Source organism: Nakamurella panacisegetis (assembly GCF_900104535.1).
Lineage (GTDB): Bacteria > Actinomycetota > Actinomycetes > Mycobacteriales > Nakamurellaceae > Nakamurella > Nakamurella panacisegetis.
Genome location: NZ_LT629710.1, coordinates 2,486,265 through 2,505,460 on the forward strand (window position 1 = coordinate 2,486,265; position 19,196 = coordinate 2,505,460).

The following is a 19,196-nucleotide window of genomic DNA, read 5'->3' on the forward strand; positions in this document are numbered from 1 at the left end:
CCTACAGTTGGCAGCGTGAATGACGGCCAGGTCGAACTGTTGGCCGACGACGACCGTCCGGGCGGGTGGTTGTTGCTGCTGGACCGCGTCCGGCAGTCCTACGTCGCCCTGGACGATCCCTCCTACCTGGAGTTCCCCTACGTCCAGGCCCTGGCCGAGGCCGTCGTCGCCATGCCGGAAGGGCCACTGGAGGCGATCCACATCGGCGGCGGGGGAGCGACCCTGCCGCGGTGGCTGGCCCAGGTCCGGCCGGGTAGTGCACAAGTGGTGTTCGAGCCGCACCCCGAATTGCTCCGGGTGGTGCAGTCCAGGCTTCCGGTGCCGCCCGATTCCGGGATCGAGTTCCGGCCGGCCGACGGTCGCCGCGGGCTCGGCGCGCATCCGGCCGACTCGGCCGACGTGGTGGTGATCGACGCCTTCAGCGGCGGGCGGGTCCCGGCCGAGCTGAGCACCGCGGAGTTCTTCGCCGACGTGGCCCGCGTCCTGCGCTCGACCGGCCTGCTCCTGATCAATACCACCGCGGCCGCGCAGTCGATGTACCTGCGGCGGATCGTGGCCGCCGTGGCCACGCAGTTCGCCGAGATCGTGGTGAGCGGCCAGACCACGGGCGATGTCGGCAATCTGGTGATCGTCGCGGGCCGGGCCGGGCACCTGCCGATCGAACTGGTGCTCGCCGAGGACGGACCGCTGGGTCCGTCGCTCGCGCTGTCCGGACCGGCGCTGGGCGACTTCGTCGGTGACGTGGAGCCGCTCACCGACGCGTCTCCGATGCGTTCACCGATCCCGCCGGACGCGACCTGGCGGGTCGGCGGCGACTGAGCGTGGCGAGCCGACCCGGGCCGGTGGCGCCGGCGCAGTCCGGCATCGGCATGATGAGCACCGGAAGATCGACCACGAGGAGAGCCGTGACATCCAGTCCAGCAACACCCGCCGCCACGCCGGACGACAGCCAGGAGGGTGAGAAGCGGCGTGTCGCCGAGGCGGCGGCGCTGCTGGTCGAGGACGGCATGCTGGTCGGCCTCGGCACCGGTTCGACGGTGGCCTACCTGCTGCCCGCCCTGGCCCGGCGACAGCTCGACATCCGGTGCGTGTCGACCTCGCCGCAGACCGAGGCGGCCGCGGCCGCGCTCGGCCTGGCCGTCGGACCCTTCGGCAGCATCGTGCGATTCGACATCGCCATCGACGGAGCCGATCAGGTGACACCGGACGGGTGGCTGGTCAAGGGCGGCGGGGCGGCGCACACCCGCGAGAAGATCGTCGCCGCGACGTCGGACCGGTTCGTCGTGATCGCCGACTCGTCGAAGGCGGTGGACGTCCTCCGGGCGCCGATCCCGGTCGAGCTCCTGGCCTTCGGGCTGGATTCCACCCTGCGCCGGCTGGGTTCGACCCGGTTGCGTGACGTGCCGCCGAGCCCGGACGGGGGCGTCATCGCCGACTTCTTCGGGGCGATCGACGATCCGGCCGTCACGGCGCGGTTCCTCCGTGACACCGCCGGGCTGGTCGAACACGGCATCTTCCCGCCCGAGTTGAGCACCGACATCATCCTGGCCACCGGGTCGGGCGTGGTGCACCGCACGCTCCGCTGACCCCGGGGCCGGAACACCGTCCGCCACCTACGACCGGGACCGCCCCGGCTGCCGCGGTGTCGGTCAGCGCGCACTCTGCTGGGCGAAGTCCTTGCTGCGTATGGCGAAGAAGGCGACGACCGCCGAGACCAGGACGATGATCGCGGCGACGAGCATGATCCGGTCCAAGCCGCTGGTGAAGGCGGTGCGGGACAAGGCACCGACCTGTTGGCGCAGGTCGGCCGGCAGCCCGGCGATCAGCTGGGCCACGCCGCCGGACCCGATGGCGGTGGCGATCCGGTCGCCCTGGTCGGCCAGGGCCGGCACGCCGGCGGTGGCCGACCGGACGGCGGCCGTCACCTGACCGGTGAACAGGGTTCCCAGCAACGCGATCCCGGTCGCGATGCCCACCTGCCGGAACGTGGAGTTGATGCCGGAGGCCATGCCGGCCCGGTGGGCGTCGACCACCCCGACCGCGGTCGAGGCCAACGGCGGATTGACCATCCCGACCCCGGCTCCGGCGACGATCAGGCCCGGGATCAGGTGGGTCCACGTCGAGTTCGCGTCCAGCCCGCGCATGAGCAGCAGGCCGACGCCGACCAGCAGCAGACCGGGGCCGATCAGGAACCGCACCGGAACGTGCGAGGTCAACCGGCCGGCCACGGCCGACGTGGCGATGATGCCGCCGGAGAGCACCAGCAGGCGCAGGCCGGTCTGGAAGGCGTTGAACCCCAACACGTCCTGGATGTACAGGACCAGGTAGAGCAGCAGCGCGAAGATGGAGGCGCTGAGCCCGAACGCCGCCACCGCGCCCCCACTGAAGGTCGGGAGCCGGAACAGCGACAGGTCGAACATCGGCGACCTGCTGCGCAACTCCACCAGCACGAAGAGCAGCAGCAGGACGCCGGCCGCGACCAGACAGCCGATGACCAGCCCGCTGCCGAATGTTCTCTGATTCGACTCGATCAGACCGTAGACCAGGCTGGACAACGCCAGCGTGAAGACCACGAAGCCGAGCCAGTCCGGCCGGCGGGCGTTCTGGGCCCGCGATTCGGCGACCCGCAGCAGGCAGATGACGACGGCGAACGCGCCGATCGGCAGATTGACCAGGAAGATCCACCGCCAGGACAGACCAGACGTCAGAGCGCCGCCGAGAAGCGGGCCGATGGCCACCGCGAGACCGGTGATCGCGCCCCACACGCCGAACGCGACGCCGCGGTCCTTGCCGCGGAACGCGTCGGCCAGCAGGGCCAGCGAGACGGCGAACATGATCGCTCCGCCGATGCCCTGCAGACCGCGGGAGAGCTGGAGCAACAGAGACGTGCCGGCCAGCCCGCACAGCAGTGACGCCGCGGTGAACAGAACGAGACCGATGACGTACAGCCGGCGCCGGCCGAACAGGTCGGCCAGGCTCCCGGAGGTCAGCAGCAGCGCTGCGAGGGTCAGCGCGTAGGCGTCGACCACCCATTGCAGCCCGGAGAACGAGGTACCGAGCGCAGCCTGGATGTCGGGTAGAGCGACGTTGACGATGGTCACGTCCAGCAGCAGCATGAACGTCCCGAGGCAGACCGCGACCAGTGTCCACCACTTGTGGGGTTCGGGTCCGGAGCGTCCGCGCACCGTGCCGTCCGCTGAGTCCTCGTCAGTGATCCGCAGGTGAGCCGGCCGGTGCTCCGGGTGCGGGGTGGCGACCCCGGGCGCCTCGTGCGCGGGCACGTGCGGCCGGGCCGAATCTGGCCTGTCCGGCTCAGTCATGGACAGCTCCTCCGACGGTCGGGTGGCCCGAGTTCGGAACCACGGACCATCTTTACCCGCGGACCGTCACCATGACGCTCGCCGCGGGCCAATCGGGCGATTCGCTGGAGTTCGTGCCCAGGGAAGGCATCGACTTCCCTCCTGCACGCGTTCACCGAACAGAGTTGATGTCGCGCCCCCAGTTGTCGCTGCTCCGGTGGACGTGATGCGACATCGGCCGTGAAGACGCTGGATCTCCGGGCGGGAATTTGCTGACCAGGCACAACGCTCTCGCGGCAACTTATGGCAACCGGTTCCCGTATGACCTGCGTCTCTCCTACCGTCGGACCACACGAACCCGCCAGAGTGGCCGGGTCCGCCGAGAAGGAGTGGATCATGCGACGATCACGCCCCATTTTCACCGCGGTGGCCGTCCTGGCCGGCGCCTCGCTGTTGCTGACCGGATGCGGAAGCAAGAGCAGCAGTTCCGGATCCGGGGGTGGAGGCAGCCTGGACGTCTTCATCAGTGCCCAACCCAATTACCCCGATCAATTTGCGGCCTGGTCGAAGGAGATCACGGCCAAATTCAAAGCCGCCACCGGGGCCGACCTGACGATCGAGACCTACGCCAGCAGTTCGGACGAGACGACGAAGATCCAGGCGTCGATCGTCAGCGGTACCGGTCCGGACGTCTACCAGCTGGGCACCACCTTCACCCCGGTCGCCTATGCGACCAAGGGCTTCACCACCCTGACCGACGCCGATTGGGCGAAGATCGGTGGACGTGCGCGCTACTACCCGGAGTCGTTGGCGATGTCCGGCCCGGATGCCGCCCACCAGATCGGCATCCCCGTCGCGATGCGCCCGTACGCCATGGTCTACAACACCGACATGTTCAAGGCGGCCGGGATCACCACCCCGCCGGCCACCTGGGACGACCTGATCAAGGTGGCCACGAAACTGACCAAGAACGGCGTCTACGGCCTCGCCATGGACTACGCCGACGGGTTCGACCCCTGGAAGTACATCTGGACCCTGAGCGAGCAGTCCGGGGGCTCGTTCGTCAGCAAGGATCTGAAGACGGCCCAGCTGACGTCCCCCAAGGTGGTGGCCGCGACCGCCACGTACTTCGATTTCGTGACCAAGTACAAGGTGACGGACACCAAGAGCGTCGGGTGGAAGAACGCCGACGCCGTGACCGCGTTCGGTTCGGGCAAGGCGGCCATGATCGTGATGTCCGGTCCCGGTGCGATTCCGAGCCTGGACAAGTCGTCGGTGAATGGTAAGTACGCATTCGCACCGCTGCCGGACGTCCCGGTCGGCATGACCACTCGCCCGGCCGGCGCTTCGGCCGCGCAGAGCATCGTTTCCGGTGACAACGTGGCGATCGCCTCGTATTCGAAGAACAAGGACCTGGCCCTGGCTTACGTGAATCTGCTGACCGGCAACGAGATGCAGACCGCCCAGTTCAACTACTTCGGATTCCTGCCGACCAACAAGGACGCCTTCGCCGCGCTGGCCGCGAAGAACAGCACGCTGGCCCCGTTCGCCGCGGCTGAGAAGGGTTCCACCCCTACGGCCTTCACCGGCGCGTGGTCGGATGTGCAGAACGGGGTCACCAACACCGTGGTGCAGTCACTGCCTTCCCTGGTCAAGGGAAGCTACGACACCGGCGCCATCACGGCATTGCTGACCAAGGCCAACAGCGCGGCGCAGTCGAGTCTGGACCGAGCGAACAAATGACCACCGGCCTGCAACCCCACCCGGTGGTCGCCGGGGCGGTGAGTGCCGAGAAGCCGCGTAAGGTCCGCACTCCTGGGGGGCGGCCGCTGTGGTTGATGTCACCCACGCTGCTGCTGTTGCTGCTGGTGATCGTGGTGCCGTTCGCACTGGCCGTGGTGATGAGTTTCCTGGACCTGGACCAGTACTCGCTCAAATCGTGGATCAGCGCCCCGTTCATCAGTTTCGACAATTACAGCGAAGCTCTCAGTACCTCCGGGCTGTTGCATTCGCTGTGGGTCAGCGTGGCGTTCTCGGTGTTGACCACGGTGGTGTGTGCGCCGATCGGCCTGCTGGCCGCGCTCGCGGTCAACACGCCGTTCCGCGGCCGGTTCCTGGTTCGGTCACTGTTCCTGGTGCCCTATGTGCTGCCGTCGTTCGTGACGGCGACGGTCTGGCGATTCATCCTGCAGCCGAACGGGGCGTTCAATCACTTCCTCTCCCTGTTCGGTATCGACGGCGGCCAGTGGCTGATCGGTGACAACACGTTCTGGGCCCTGGTCATCGTCGACATCTGGGCCGGTTGGCCGTTCGTCTACATGATGACCATCGCCGGGTTGCAGAACATTCCGAACGAGTTGTACGAAGCGGCCGACATGGACGGGGTGACGTGGTGGGAGAAGATCCGCTACGTCGTGCTCCCGCAGATCCGCAACCAACTGTTCCTGGGCCTGTTGCTGTCGACCTTGGCCCACTTCAACAACTTCACGTTGCCGTTCGTCCTGTTCGGCAGTCCGGCCCCCGATCCGGTGCTGACCCTGCCGGTGAACATCTATCAGACGTCGTTCCAGACGTTCCGGTTCGGGCTGGGCGCCGCCATGTCGGTGCTGTCGCTGATTCTGCTGCTCATCCCCGCAGTGTTCTATCTGCGGGCGTCCAGGTTGACGGCCAGAGCCGGGGAGGACTGACATGACCGCCATTCAAACCCGAACCGGGGCCAGGGTCCGCGCCCGGAATCCGCAACGGCTGCTGCCGCGATGGCTGTCGATCGTGATCGTCGCCCTTTTGATGTGCATGCTGTTGCCGATCGTCTACATGGTGATCATCTCGATCAGTCCAGATTTCGAGTCCTCGTCCGGCGAGTTCTGGCCCAGCCAGTTTGTGTTCAGCAACTACGTCAGCGTGTTCTCGACGGTGGACCTGGCCCAGGGTCTGATCAACAGCCTGGTCGCCTCGCTGAGTGCGGCGGTGATCGCCACATTCTTCGGACTGGGCGCAGCATACTGTTTGGCCCGGTTCAACTTTCGCGGTCGGGGACCGTTGATGACGTCCCTGGTCGGTTTCCAGTCAATTCCGGGCGTGATGATCATCCTGCCGTTGTTCGTGGTGTTCTCCTCGTTCGGCTCGGCTCTCGGCATTCCGATCATCGGGACCCGGCCGGCGCTGATCATCACCTACCTGACATTTGCCATTCCGTTCGCGACCTGGCTGTTGCTGACCAATCTGCGGCAGATTCCGGTGGCGTTCGAGGAGGCGGCGATGATCGACGGGCTGACCCGATTCGGCGCCCTGCGCAAGATCATCTTTCCCCTGATGGTCCCGGGAATGGTGGTGACGCTGATCTTCTCGCTGCTGGTCGGTTGGAACGACGTCCTGTTCGCCACCGTGCTGACCTCCCCGGAGACGCAGACGGTGGCGATCAAGCTGCAGACGTTCGCCGTGACGACGGAGGGCGGTTCGTTGCCGCTCTACGGGCAACTGATGGCGGCGTCGCTGATCTCGGCCGCACCGGTCGTCATCCTCTACATGATCTTCCAGCGGCAACTGGTCGGCGGACTGACCGCCGGCGGCGAGAAGGGCTGAAAACCAATGACTGTCACCGATCCACTCCCCCGGGCGGCCCCGCTCACCCTGCACGACGACCGCCTGTTCCCAGCCGAGTCGCGCACCCGGGACATCGCCCGTGAGCTGTACGAAACCGTGCGGAACCTTCCGATCATCTCCCCGCACGGGCACGTCGATCCGACCATGTTGCTCTCCGACGAGGCGTTCGCCGATCCGACCAGCCTGCTGCTGCAACCGGATCACTACGTGACCCGCATGTTGCACGCCAACGGCACGCCGTTGACCGAACTCGGGGTCGGTGAGGGCCCGCTGCCCGAAGCCAAGGCCCGGAAGGCGTGGCGGACGTTGTGTGCGAACTGGGCGGTCTTCCGGGGCACGCCCGTGCGGTACTGGTTCGACTCCGAACTGGGTGGCATCTTCGGTGTCACCGAGCGACCGAGCGCTGAGAATGCCGATCGGCTCTACGACCAGGTCGCGGAGCGGTTGGCCGAACCGGAGTTCCGGCCGCGGGCGCTGCTCGCCCACTTCCGGATCGACGTGCTGGCGACCACCGACGACCCGTCCGACGACCTGTCGGCCCACCGTGCGCTGGCCGCCGATCCCACGTTCGGTGCCCGGGTCGTCCCGACCTTCCGCCCCGACAGGTACCTGGAGCCGTTCGAGGACGGCTGGAACGCCGCGGTCGATCGACTGGCCGCCGCGGCCGACATGGATGCCGGTGACTACAACGGCTACCTGCGGACCCTGGAGGCCCGGCGGCGGTTCTTCATCGCCAACGGTGCCGTCTCCGCCGATCACAGCCACGACGACGTCATCACCACCGGGTTGGAACCGGAGGAGGCCGCGCGGATCTATCGTGCGGCCCGGGCCGGTGACGTGACGGCGGCCCAGGCCACGGCGTTCCGCCGGCACATGCTGTCCGAGATGGCGCGGATGTCGTGCGACGACGGGCTGGTGATGACCGTGCATCCCGGGGTGCTCCGCAATCACCACCCGGCGACGATGGCCGGCTTCGGTTCCGACACCGGCCACGACATCCCGGTCGCCACCGAGTACACCCGCGCCCTGCAGCCGTTGCTGACCCGGTACGGAACCCACCCCAACCTGCACCTGGTGCTGTTCACGGTGGACGCCGACACGTTCAGCCGGGAGATCGCGCCGCTGGCCGGCTTCTACCCGTCGGTGTACGTCGGGGCGCCGTGGTGGTTCCTGGACAACCCGGCCGAGATCCGCACCTTCCAGCGGTCGGTCTCCGAGATCGCCGGGCTGTCGCGGCTGTCCGGTTTCATCGACGACACCCGGGCGTTCTGCTCCATTCCGGCGCGGCACGACATGTCGCGCCGGCTGGACGCCGGATTCCTGGCCGAGTTGGTGGCCGAGCACCGGCTCGACCTCGACGAGGCGATGGACGGTCTCAGCCGCCTGGTCACCGACCAGCCCAGGGCCGTGTTCAAGCTGTGAGGGCACTTCTGCGGGCCGGCGACGGTCCACCGATCCGCATCGTCCACCTCGGTCTCGGCAACTTCTTCCGGGCCCATCAGGCCTGGTACACCGCTCACGCACCGGATGCGCCGGACTGGGGGATCGCGGCGTTCACCGGTCGGTCGACCGCGCTGGCCGAGGCGCTGGAGGCGCAGGGCGGCCTGTACACGCTCATCACCCGGGGGGGCGACGGGGACCGGGCCGAGATCGTCCCGGCGGTGGCCCGTGCCCATCCCGGGGCGGACACGGCGGCCCTGACCGGCTACCTGTCCGATCCGGCGGTGGCGGTGGTGACGTTGACCGTGACCGAAGCCGGGTACGTCCGGGGCCCGGACGGGCGGCTCGGCATCGACCGGCCGGAGGTGCAGGCCGACCTCGCCGCGCTGACCACGGCCGGCGGACCGCTGCAGACCATGCCGGGCCGGCTGGTGGCCGGGCTGCGCGCACGGCGGGCGGCCGGCGCCGGGTCCCTGGCCGTCGTCTCGTGCGACAACCTGCCCGACAACGGCCGGGTCACGGCGGCCGTCGTCGGTGAGCTGGCCGACCGGGTGGACCCGGCCCTGGCCCGGTGGATCGACGACCACGTGAGCTTCGTGACGACCATGGTCGACCGGATCACCCCGGCCACCACCGACGCCGATCGGGCGGCGGCCGCCGCCCTCACCGGATCGGACGATGCCGCACCGGTGGTCACCGAGCCGTTCAGCGAATGGGTGCTGTCCGGCGACTTCCCGGCCGGCCGGCCGGCCTGGGACGCCGCCGGCGCCCGCTTCGTCGACGACATCCGGCCGTTCGAACAGCGGAAACTGTGGATGCTCAACGGCGCTCACAGTCTGCTGGCCTACGCCGGCAGCGCCCGCGGGCACGACACCATCGCCGAGGCGATGGCCGACCCGGTGTGCCGGGGCTGGGTCGACGAGTGGTGGGCCCAGGCGCTGCCTCACCTGACCCTGCCCGCCGCGGAGAACCAGGAGTACCGCGACGCCCTGGTGGCTCGGTTCACCAACCCGGGGATCCGGCACCGGCTGGCCCAGATCGCCGCCGACGGATCGCAGAAGATCGGCGTCCGCATCCTGCCCGTGCTGCGCCGGGAACGCGCGGCCGGACGGATGCCGACCGGTGCGATCCGGGTCGTCTCGGCCTGGATCAATCACCTGCGCGGGGCCGGGGCGCCGGTGAAGGACGCCACCGCGGGCCTGGCGGATCTGGCCGCCGGGGAATTGGATGCAGCCGTCGTCGCCGTGCTCGGATCGCTCGACCCCGCCCTGACGCGCGACCGCGACCTGGTCGACGCCGTCACCGCCGGTTGCCGGGAACTGGTCGGCCCGACGGGAATCACCTCACAACGGACCAACGCAAGGGAGCGCAAGTAATGACGTGGACCCTCTCGGGATTCGCCGACGAGATCGACCCGGATCTGGAAACCCAGTGCCGGCTGCTGGATCAGCTCGGCATCGGCCACATCGAGTTGCGCTCGGCCTGGAACGTCAACGTTCTCGATCTCACCGACGAGCAACTCGACGAGGTCGAGAAGGTGCTGGCCGCGCACTCGATCGCGGTCTCCTCGATCGGCTCGCCGATCGGGAAGGTCAACATCGAGGACGATTTCGACGAACACCTGGTCCGTCTCGACCGGGCCCTGGCTGTCGCGGCCCGGCTGCGGGCGCCGTACATCCGGATCTTCTCGTTCTTCCTGCGTCCCGACCAGCCCCCCGCTGATCACCGGGACGAGGTGATCCGCCGGATGCGGGCGATGGCCGAGCGGGCGGAGGGAACCGGTGTCGTCCTCCTGCACGAGAACGAGAAGGAGATCTTCGGGGACGTCCCCGAGCGGGTGCTGGACATCGTCGAATCGGTCGACCGACCCACCCTGAAGTTGGCCTGGGACGCGGCCAACTACGTGCAGTGCGGGGTTCGGCCGTTCACCCAGGCCTACGACCGGCTCCGTCCGCACACGGTCTACATCCAGGTCAAGGACGCGGTGCTGGCGACCGGCGAGGTGGTGGCTGCGGGCGAGGGTGACGGTCAGGTCCGCGAGACGATCAGCGCCCTCCGGGCCGACGGCTACGACGGGTTCTTCTCCATGGAGCCCCACCTGGCGGCGGTGAATCCGCTCGGTGGCTTCTCCGGCGCGGCCGAGTTCACCCGGGCCACCAACGCATTCACCGCCCTGCTGGACAACGAAGGGATCACCTACGCATGAGCAAGATCAGATTCGCCGTGATCGGTGCCGGCGTCATCGGCGAGGTGCATTGCCGGGCCCTGGCCGGTCTGGCCGACTCGGCCGAACTGGTGGCCATCGCCGACATCAAGCTGGACAAGGCATCCGCGATGGCCGCCAGGTTCGGCCGTGTCGAGGCGTTCGACGACGTGGCTGCCCTGCTGGCCCGGCCGGACATCGATGCGGTCACCGTCTGCACCCCCAGCGGCCTGCACGCCGACGTCGCGGTCGACGCGTTGGAAGCCGGTAAGCATGTCGTGGTGGAGAAGCCGATCGACATCAGCCTCGGCGCGGCCGACCGGATCATCGCGGCCGAGGCACGTTCGGGCCGGAAGGTCACCGTGATCAGTCAACACCGGTTCGACCGGTCGACCGAGAAGGTGCTGGACGCGGTGCGGGCCGGGCATCTCGGCACCGTCACCTCGGCCATCGCCTCCCATGCCTGGTGGCGCGGGCAGACGTACTACGACTCCGGGGACTGGCGCGGCACCTGGGCCCTCGACGGCGGCGGCGCGATCATGAACCAGAGCGTCCACACGATCAATCTGATGGTCACCACGGTGGGCACTCCGGTCGAGGTCTTCGCCCACACCGCCTGTCTGGCCCACGAACGCATCGAGGTCGAGGACACCGCGGCCGCGGTGGTCAAGTTCTCCTCCGGCGCCCTCGGGCTGATCCACGGCACCACCGCCGCCTACCCGGGCCTGGACGCCAGCCTCCGAATCTTCGGCACCAAGGGATCAGCGGTGATCTCCGACGACGAACTGGTGTTCTTCCACGAGAACGTCGGTCCCGCACCGGAGATCCAGATGTCCAGCGGGACCGGGCTCAACCAGGTGACCCCGGACTTCAGACTCGACCCGGCGGACGCGGGACTGGGCGACGCGCACCAGAGGCAACTGGCCGATTTCGTCGAAGCGATCCGTACCGACCGACAGCCGCGGGTGAGCACGACCGACGCCCGCACCTCGCTGGCCGTCATCCTGGCCCTGTACGAATCGGCCCGCACCGGCCTACCTGTCACGCTGTAGCCCTGCACCCCGAGGAGACACCCATGAGCACGCAACCCCGGCTGGCGGTCAACCCGATCGCCTATTGGCTGATCGACGGCACACCGGACCGTTCGACGGCCAACCTGGGCCGGGCCTTCGCCGAACTCGCCGACATCGGGTACCGCGCGGTCAAGGCCGACGTGCCCAGCGACATGAACCCGGCCGACTACCTGCCGTGGCTGGAGGGTTTCGGCCTCGCCCCGGCGGTGAGCCTGTTCAACGGATCGTTCGACGACCCGGCGCGGCACGCCGAGGTGGCCGAGGCCGCCGGACGGTTCGCCGCCGTGCAGGCCGGGCTGGGCCAGTCGGTCTGCATGATCTCGACGATCGAGCCGCCCGGTTCGCCCCGGATGCTCCGCCCGGCGGTCGGAACCGATGCCGACGAAGGCCGGCTGTCCGGGGTGATCGACGGCATGGGTGCTGCCTGCCGGGCCATGCAGGCCGAAGGGGTCACGGCGGCTCTCCACCCGCACGTCGGGGGATGGGTGGAGACCGAGGCCGAGATCCGCCGAGTCTTGGACGAGCTCGGCGCCGGCGTGATCTCGTTCGGTCCGGACACCGGCCACATGTCCTGGGCCGGAGCGGATGTCGCGCAGGTGCTGCGCGACTACGCCGACCGCATCGTCGCGATCCATCTCAAGGACACGTTCGCCGCCGGGATCGCCCGGGCCGATGCGGACGGGCTCGACTACCGTCAGGCCACGCTGCCCGGACGGATCTGGGCCGAGCCCGGCGCCGGTGACGTGGACCTGCAAGGCTGCATCGATGCGTTCGCCTCCGGCTTCACCGGCGACTACATGATCGAGGTGGACGTGCCGACGGTGCCCTTGCGGGAGTGTCACCAGATCGCCTACGACTGGGCCATGTCGACCCTGCCGCGGGGCGCATCGTCCTGATGACGGCTCTGCGGATCGCCCTGGTCGGGTGCGGTGACATCTCGGCCGTGCACCTCGACGCCATCGCCGCGCACGGGGACGCCGAGCTGGTGGCCGTGTGTGACGTCGAGCGGAGCCGGCTGACCGCGGCCTCCCAGCGGTGGGACGTCACGCCGTACCCGGGCTTCGAATCGATGCTCGAGGCCGAACGGCCGGATGTCGTCCACATCTGCACCCCCCACGCCCAGCACGCCGCCATGACGACGGCCGCGCTGCGCCGGAACGTCAACGTGCTGGTGGAGAAGCCGGTGGCCACCTCGATGGCCGACGCGCAGGAGGTCCAGCGCGCGGCCGAGGGCGGCTCGGCCATCGTCGGCGTCTGCTACCAGAACCGGTACAACAACACGTCCCAGGCGCTGCGCTCGTTGATCGACACCGGCGCTCTCGGCGCCCTGCGGGGCGGCCGGGCCAGCGTGGACTGGTTCCGGGACAACAGCTATTACGAGCGTCGGCCGTGGCGCGGAACCTGGGCCGAGGGCGGCGGCGGGGTGCTCATCAACCAGTCCATCCACACCCTGGACCTGTTGCAGTGGTTCCTGGGCGAGGTGGTCGACGTCCGGGGGCAGGCCTCTCGACTCACGTTGGACGATCCGGTCGAGGTCGAGGACACCGCCAGCATCGTGCTGCGTCACCGAGGCGGGGCCGGATCGATCTTCCAGGCCACCAACTCCTACATCGACAACGCGCCGGTGATGATCGAGCTGCTCGCTGACCGGGCCACCGTCCGGCTGGAGAACGACCTGACCGTCACCTACACCGACGGGCAGACCCTGTTCGTCGCCGCGGACGGGATCGCCACCGGAGAGAAGGCGTACTGGGGCCTGTCCCATGAGCGGCTGATCGACGACTTCTACCGGCACGTCCGCCGCCGGCGCCCGTTCTGGATCGATCCGGCCGCGGCCATGGAGACTCTGCGCATCGTGACCGATGTGTACGCCCAGTCCGACCTGGCCCGGCGCCGGCCCGGCCGGTGGCCCGGGGCAAGCCTGGATCGAGTCGCGCGGTGAAGTCCGACAGCCCCCGGACCAGGGCCGACGGTCCGGGCGACGACGGGACGGACGCGCCGAAGTCCGCCACCATCTACGACGTGGCGCGGAAGGCCGGCGTGGCCGCCTCCACCGTCTCCCGGGCCTTCGCCCGGCCGGGCCGGGTCAACGCGGTCACCGCCGAACGCATCCGTGGCGCCGCCGAAAGCCTCGGCTACCGGGCGAACCCACTGGCTCGCGCCCTGCCCACCGGCCGGACCTCCATCATCGCCTTCACCATCTCCGACGTGGCCAACCCGTTCTACGCCGAGATCATCCGGGGGGCCCAGGCGGCGGCGGCCGAAGCGGGATTCACCATGGTGCTGGCCGACGGCCAGGAGTCCGAGGTGCTGGAACGAGAGGCACTGGAACGGGTCATTCCCATCGTGGACGGGATCGTGCTCGCGACCAGCCGGATGTCCGACGCGGCGATCAAGGTGACCGCCCGGCAGAAGCCCATGGTGGTGCTGAACCGCTCGATCCCGGAGGTCCCCAGCTTGACCACAGACAACCAGTCCGGCGTCCGTCAGGTGGTGGAGTACCTGCTGGGCCTCGGACACCGATCGGTCACCTACGTGGCCGGTCCGGAAGCCTCGTGGGCGGACGGCGCCCGCTGGCGCGCGCTGCTGGAGGTCGGTGCGAAGTTGAAGGTCTCGACCCGCCGTATCGGACCCTTCGCTCCCACCGTTCACGGCGGCCGGGAGGCCGCCACTCACCTGATGTCGCCCCTCCCGTCCGCCGTGCTCGCCTACAACGACCAGGTCGCCATCGGTGTGATCAACCAACTCGCCGAGGCCGGCATCGTCGTCCCCACGGCCGTCAGCGTCATCGGCTTCGACGACATCTTCGCCTCCAGCCTCATCACCCCGGCCCTGACCACGGTGGCTGCCCCCCTGCAACAGATGGGCGTCATCGCGGTCCGTAACCTGCTGGCGGTGATCAACGGTGCCCAACCACGAGCCGGTGGCGCGCTGGTGGTCCCCACCCACCTGATCGAGCGTGGCTCGGCCGGCCCCGCCCGTCACCGGAAGGACAAGGAATGACCACGATGGTTCCCGCTCTGCATACGCTGGGCGGCCCGGGCGCGGAGCTGAGCCACGAGGACGTCTCGGCGTTCATCGGGGAAGCCTTGGCCGACATCGACTTCCGTGGTCAGCGGGTGGCCCTGGTGGTGCCGGACGGCACCCGGACCTGCCCGCTGCCGCTGCTGTTGCGGGCCGTGCACGCCGTGCTCGCCCCGCAGACCGACGCCGTGACGGTCGTCATCGCGCTGGGCACCCACCAGGGCATGACCCCCGAGCACCTGGCCCGGCACCTCGGGTATCCGGAGGGAGAGGTCGGGTCGGTGTACCCCGGGTGGACCGTGATCAACCACGAATCCTGGCGGCCCGAGACGTTCACGACGCTGGGCACCATCACCGCGGACCGGTTGGCCGAGTTGACTCACGGACTGCTGAACGGGCCGGAGGTCACGGTCCGGATCAACCGGCACGTCGCGCAGGCCGACATCGCGTTGGTGATCGGGCCGGTGTTCCCGCACGAGGTGGTCGGATTCTCCGGCGGCAACAAGTACTTCTTCCCCGGGGTGTCGGGTCAGGAACTCATCGACCTGTCGCACTGGGTCGGCGCGCTGATCACCAGTGCCGACATGATCGGCACCAGCGGGATCACCCCGGTCCGAGCGCTGATCAACGAGGCGTCGAGGCTGATCCCGGCGCAGCGGCTGGCCCTGTGCCTGGTCGTCGCGTCCGGCACGGATTCGTTGCACGCCATCGCCTTCGGTACCCCGGAGGACGCCTGGGCGGCATGTGCGGAGATCTCTGCCGAGACCCACGTGACCTATCGGGACGCGCCCGTGCGGCGGGTGCTGTCGATCATGCCGAGCAAGTACGAGGACATCTGGACCGCGGCCAAGGGCTTCTACAAGCTGGAGCCGATCGTGGCCGACGGCGGCGAGGTGATCATCTACGCGCCGCACATCACCGAGATCTCCGTGATGCACCCGCACATCGCCGAGATCGGGTACCACAATCGGGACTACTTCCTGGGTCAGTGGGACCGGTTCAAGGACGTGCCCTGGGGCGATCTGGCCCACTCCACCCACCTGCGGGGGCAGGGCACCTGGAGCCCGGCCGACGGCGAGCGGAACCGGGTCCAGGTCACCCTGGCCACCGGCATTCCGGAGGACGTGGTGCGCGCGGTCAACCTCGACTACCTGGATCCGGCCACCGTCGACATCGCCGAGTACGAGGCCGATCCGGACACCTTCGTCGAACCGCACGCCGGTGAGGTGCTGTACCGCCTCCGTCGCCCCGGCGGCCCCCCGGGGACCGGGGAGCCCGACGGCCGCAGCGCGGGGCCCGACGGAGCCCAGGGATGACGGCGGCCGAAAGGGCAGGTAAGGCCAAGACGGTCGTCGTGGTGATGGGGGTGGCCGGATCGGGCAAGACGACCGTCGCGCAGGAACTCGGGGCGGCGCTCGGGTGGCGGGTGGCCGAGGCCGACGACTTCCACAGCCCGGCCAACGTGGCCAAGATGGCCGCCGGCGTCCCGCTGACCGACGAGGACCGCTGGCCGTGGCTGGCGTCGATCGTGGACTGGATCAACTCGATCGACGACAACGCCGTCGTCACCTGCTCGGCCCTGAAACGCATCTACCGGGACCGCCTGGTGCAGGCCGCGGCCCGGGTCCGGTTCCTGCACCTGTCCGGCAGCCACGACACCGTCGGCGTCCGGATGGCCGCTCGCAGCGGGCATTTCATGCCGACCTCGCTGCTCGACTCCCAGTTCGCCACGCTCGAACCGTTGCAGCCAGGCGAGGACGGCGTCGCCGTCAGCATCGAAGGATCGCCGGAGCAAGTGCTGCGCCGGGCGCTGGACGCGCTGGGTCTGGAACAGAAATGAGCGCCGACCGGACCGAACTCCCGGTCCCCCGTTCACTTTCCGACGGATGGGCCGGCGTCGAGCGGCTCGGCGTTGCCTTCTCCGGCGGCGTCGACTCGTCCGTCCTGCTGGCCGCGGCCGTGCGTGATCTGGGTGCCGGCCAGGTGGTGGCGATTCTCGGGGTATCGCCCAGCCTGGCCGCCGACGAGCACGAGGCAGCGCGGGCCACCGCCGCCCACATCGGAGCCACCCTGGTCGAGGTGCAGACCCACGAAGGCGACAACGACGCGTACCGCCGCAACGGGCCGGACCGGTGCTTTCACTGCAAGGACGAGCTGTTCACCCGGATCGACGAGGAGGTCCTGCACCGGAACCGGCTGGACGCCATCGCCTACGGCGAGAACGCCGATGACGCCGTCCGTCCGGACCGACCGGGGTCGAGAGCCGCGACCGGGCATCGGGTGCTGCGCCCGCTGGCCGACGCCGGGCTGGACAAGGCGGCCGTCCGCCGGCTGGCCCGGTCCTGGCGGCTGCCCTGCGCCGACAAGCCGGCCGCGCCGTGCCTGGCCTCCCGCATCCCGCATTTCGACGAGGTCACCCCGCAGAAGCTGGCCCAGATCGACCGGGCCGAGAGCGCGTTGCGCCGCCTTGGACTGACCGACTTCCGGGTCCGCCACCACGGTGACATCGCCCGACTCGAACTCCCGGCGGCCGACCTGGTCCGGGCCGCGGCCGACCCGTTGCGACGCCAGATCCGCCAGGCCGTGCTGGACGCCGGATTCCGTTACGCGGCCGTGGATCTGGGCGGCCTGGCGTCCGGAGCCTTCACCCTGACCGTGCTGGCCTCCGGTGCCTGACGACGCGCTGGCCGGGATCGCCGACCTGGATCTGAACCGGGTCCGCCGGCGCGGATATCCGGAGGCGATCTACTGCGAGGGCAAGACGGCCGAGCAGGTCGGCCTGATCGCGGCCGAGATCGCCCGGCACCGGGAGATCACCACGCTGTTCACCCGGGCCGGGGCCGCGCACGCCGCCGCGGTGCTGGCCCACCTGCCCGACGCGCGGTACGACACCACCGCCCGGCTGCTGGCCTGGCCCCCGGAACCGCCGGCCCCCACCGGACGACCGGTGGTGGTCGTCGCCGCCGGCACCTCCGACCTGCCGGTGGCCCAGGAAGCCGCCCTGACCGCGCGCTACCTGGGTCGGGAGGTCGAACTGATCGTCGACGTGGGAGTGGCTGGGCTGCATCGGATCCTGGCCCGGCTGGACACCCTGCGCGGGGCCGGGGCGCTGGTGGTGGCGGCCGGAATGGACGGCGCCCTGCCGAGCGTGGTGGGCGGACTGGTGCAAGCGCCGGTCATCGCGCTGCCCACGTCGGTCGGCTACGGCGCGTCCTTCGGTGGCATCGCGGCTCTGCTGGCCATGCTGAACTCGTGTTCGCCCGGGGTGAGCGTGGTCAACATCGACAACGGTTACGGCGCCGGCTATCTGGCCGCGCAGATCACCGCCCCGACATGACGCACCTGTGGATCGACCCGTCGGCCGGCGTGGCCGGGGACATGTTGCTCGGAGCCCTGCTGGACGCCGGGGCCGACCTGACCGCGGTGCAGGGCGCGATCGATTCGGTGGTGGCCCGATCGGTGCGCCTGCGGGTCGAGGCGGTGACCAGGGCCGGGCAGCGGGCCACCAAGGCTCACGTCGACGTCCTGGTCGACGATCCGCCGCATCGCACCTGGCGCACCGTGCGGGGGCTGCTGGACGGGCTGCCCGGGGCGGTCGGGGTGTCGGCCCAGGCCGTGTTCGAACGGTTGGCGCGGGCCGAAGGTCACGTGCACGGCATCGATCCGGAACAGGTCCATTTCCACGAGGTCGGGGCGCTCGACTCGATCGCCGATGTGGTCGGGGTGTGCGCCGCGGTGGCGGACCTCGGCGTCACGTCGATCTCGGCCGGCGCGGTGGCGTTGGGCTCGGGCCAGGTCCGGGTCGCCCACGGCACCATCCCGGTCCCGGTGCCGGCCGTGGCCCAGCTCGCCCTCGGCTGGCCGGTCAGCGCCGGTGGCGATGGTGAGCTGACCACACCGACCGGAATGGCGCTGCTGGCCGCGCTGGCCCGGCCTGAGCCGGAACTTCCGGCGATGGTGATGCGGACCGTCGGCGTCGGCGCCGGGACACGTGACATCACCGGTCGGGCCAACGTCACCCGGATCCTGCTCGGTGACCTGATCGAGAAGGGTTCTCCCGCCACCAGTGCGGCGTTGATCCTGCAGGCCAATGTCGACGATCTCGACCCGCGGCTCTGGCCCGGCGTCCTGCAGGAGCTGCTGATCTCGGGCGCCGACGACGTGTGGCTCACGCCGATTCTGATGAAGAAGGGCCGTCCGGCCCACACGCTCAATGTCCTGTGCCGGCCCGAACGGGCGGATGGACTGCGGGACCGGATGTACGACCTGACCAGCACCATCGGTGTCCGTCAGGTCGAAGCGGCCAAACACGCCCTTCGCCGCTTCTTCGTCGACGTCGACGTGGACGGCGGCCCGGTGTCGGTCAAGATCGCGCTCCGGGACGGGGTCGTCAGCCAGGTCACCCCGGAGTTCGACTCGGTCGCGGCCCGGGCCGCCGCGCTGTCCCGGAGCCAGCCCGACGTGCTCCGGGCGGCGGAGCTGGCCGCCCGGGCCGCGGGTTGGCACCAGGGGGTTGTGGTCCCGCCGGCGGCTCCGGGCCGGACCGGTTAGCGG

General features: G+C 69.6%; 18 protein-coding genes. 17 read left to right on the top strand and 1 reads right to left on the bottom strand.

Annotated features, from left to right (window positions below):
• Positions 1 to 15: 15 nt before the first annotated feature.
• On the top strand, positions 16 to 819 hold the full coding sequence (locus tag BLS97_RS10895; RefSeq protein ID WP_090475990.1) for a spermidine synthase: 804 nt from the start codon (positions 16 to 18) through the stop codon (positions 817 to 819).
• An 86-nt stretch (positions 820 to 905) separates the two neighbouring features.
• Positions 906 to 1,586 (top strand): ribose 5-phosphate isomerase A, encoded by a 681-nt coding sequence (gene rpiA, locus BLS97_RS10900; protein ID WP_157695354.1) that lies wholly within the window; start codon positions 906 to 908, stop codon positions 1,584 to 1,586.
• Positions 1,587 to 1,649: 63 nt separating this feature from the next.
• Here rpiA and BLS97_RS10905 read toward each other — a convergent pair whose 3' ends face one another.
• Positions 1,650 to 3,320 carry an MFS transporter gene (locus BLS97_RS10905; protein WP_090475992.1) on the bottom strand — a complete coding sequence of 557 codons (1,671 nt, stop codon included), beginning with the start codon at positions 3,318 to 3,320 and terminating at the stop codon, positions 1,650 to 1,652.
• A 375-nt stretch (positions 3,321 to 3,695) separates the two neighbouring features.
• Here BLS97_RS10905 and BLS97_RS10910 point away from each other — a divergent pair, with 375 nt between their 5' ends.
• Genes BLS97_RS10910 through larC form a run of 15 tightly spaced genes read left to right on the top strand, consistent with a single transcriptional unit; the run spans position 3,696 to position 19,193 of the window.
• Entirely contained in the window at positions 3,696 to 5,042 is a 1,347-nt protein-coding gene (locus BLS97_RS10910; RefSeq protein WP_090481922.1) for an extracellular solute-binding protein, read from the top strand.
• Complete coding sequence (locus BLS97_RS10915; protein WP_090475993.1) at positions 5,039 to 5,986, top strand: carbohydrate ABC transporter permease; 948 nt, start codon at positions 5,039 to 5,041, stop codon at positions 5,984 to 5,986. Before BLS97_RS10910 ends, BLS97_RS10915 begins: the two co-directional genes overlap by 4 nt.
• Before the next feature lies 1 nt (position 5,987).
• Complete coding sequence (locus BLS97_RS10920) at positions 5,988 to 6,881, top strand: carbohydrate ABC transporter permease (protein ID WP_090475994.1); 894 nt, start codon at positions 5,988 to 5,990, stop codon at positions 6,879 to 6,881.
• 6 nt (positions 6,882 to 6,887) lie between these two features.
• Positions 6,888 to 8,324, top strand: coding sequence for a glucuronate isomerase (gene uxaC / locus BLS97_RS10925; protein WP_090475995.1), 1,437 nt, complete (start codon positions 6,888 to 6,890; stop codon positions 8,322 to 8,324).
• Positions 8,321 to 9,718 carry a mannitol dehydrogenase family protein gene (locus BLS97_RS10930; RefSeq protein ID WP_197676522.1) on the top strand — a complete coding sequence of 466 codons (1,398 nt, stop codon included), beginning with the start codon at positions 8,321 to 8,323 and terminating at the stop codon, positions 9,716 to 9,718. Before uxaC ends, BLS97_RS10930 begins: the two co-directional genes overlap by 4 nt.
• Complete coding sequence (locus BLS97_RS10935) at positions 9,718 to 10,548, top strand: sugar phosphate isomerase/epimerase family protein (RefSeq protein ID WP_090475996.1); 831 nt, start codon at positions 9,718 to 9,720, stop codon at positions 10,546 to 10,548. Before BLS97_RS10930 ends, BLS97_RS10935 begins: the two co-directional genes overlap by 1 nt.
• Entirely contained in the window at positions 10,545 to 11,597 is a 1,053-nt protein-coding gene (locus BLS97_RS10940) for a Gfo/Idh/MocA family protein (protein WP_090475997.1), read from the top strand. The genes BLS97_RS10935 and BLS97_RS10940 overlap by 4 nt, the downstream gene beginning before the upstream one ends.
• A 23-nt stretch (positions 11,598 to 11,620) precedes the next feature.
• Positions 11,621 to 12,514, top strand: coding sequence for a sugar phosphate isomerase/epimerase family protein (locus BLS97_RS10945; protein ID WP_090475998.1), 894 nt, complete (start codon positions 11,621 to 11,623; stop codon positions 12,512 to 12,514).
• Positions 12,514 to 13,560 carry a Gfo/Idh/MocA family protein gene (locus tag BLS97_RS10950; protein ID WP_090475999.1) on the top strand — a complete coding sequence of 349 codons (1,047 nt, stop codon included), beginning with the start codon at positions 12,514 to 12,516 and terminating at the stop codon, positions 13,558 to 13,560. The genes BLS97_RS10945 and BLS97_RS10950 overlap by 1 nt, the downstream gene beginning before the upstream one ends.
• Complete coding sequence (locus BLS97_RS10955) at positions 13,557 to 14,621, top strand: LacI family DNA-binding transcriptional regulator (protein ID WP_090476000.1); 1,065 nt, start codon at positions 13,557 to 13,559, stop codon at positions 14,619 to 14,621. Before BLS97_RS10950 ends, BLS97_RS10955 begins: the two co-directional genes overlap by 4 nt.
• Positions 14,618 to 15,958, top strand: a complete 1,341-nt coding sequence (locus BLS97_RS10960) for a lactate racemase domain-containing protein (RefSeq protein WP_090476001.1) — start codon at positions 14,618 to 14,620, stop codon at positions 15,956 to 15,958. Before BLS97_RS10955 ends, BLS97_RS10960 begins: the two co-directional genes overlap by 4 nt.
• The gene (locus BLS97_RS10965) at positions 15,955 to 16,482 is read left to right on the top strand and encodes a gluconokinase (protein ID WP_090476002.1); all 528 of its coding nucleotides are present in this window, start codon (positions 15,955 to 15,957) and stop codon (positions 16,480 to 16,482) included. Before BLS97_RS10960 ends, BLS97_RS10965 begins: the two co-directional genes overlap by 4 nt.
• Positions 16,479 to 17,318, top strand: coding sequence for an ATP-dependent sacrificial sulfur transferase LarE (gene larE, locus BLS97_RS10970; RefSeq protein WP_090476003.1), 840 nt, complete (start codon positions 16,479 to 16,481; stop codon positions 17,316 to 17,318). The genes BLS97_RS10965 and larE overlap by 4 nt, the downstream gene beginning before the upstream one ends.
• Positions 17,311 to 17,979, top strand: a complete 669-nt coding sequence (gene larB, locus BLS97_RS10975; protein ID WP_090476004.1) for a nickel pincer cofactor biosynthesis protein LarB — start codon at positions 17,311 to 17,313, stop codon at positions 17,977 to 17,979. Before larE ends, larB begins: the two co-directional genes overlap by 8 nt.
• The gene (larC, locus tag BLS97_RS10980) at positions 17,976 to 19,193 is read left to right on the top strand and encodes a nickel pincer cofactor biosynthesis protein LarC (protein ID WP_090476005.1); all 1,218 of its coding nucleotides are present in this window, start codon (positions 17,976 to 17,978) and stop codon (positions 19,191 to 19,193) included. The genes larB and larC overlap by 4 nt, the downstream gene beginning before the upstream one ends.
• Positions 19,194 to 19,196: the final 3 nt, after the last annotated feature.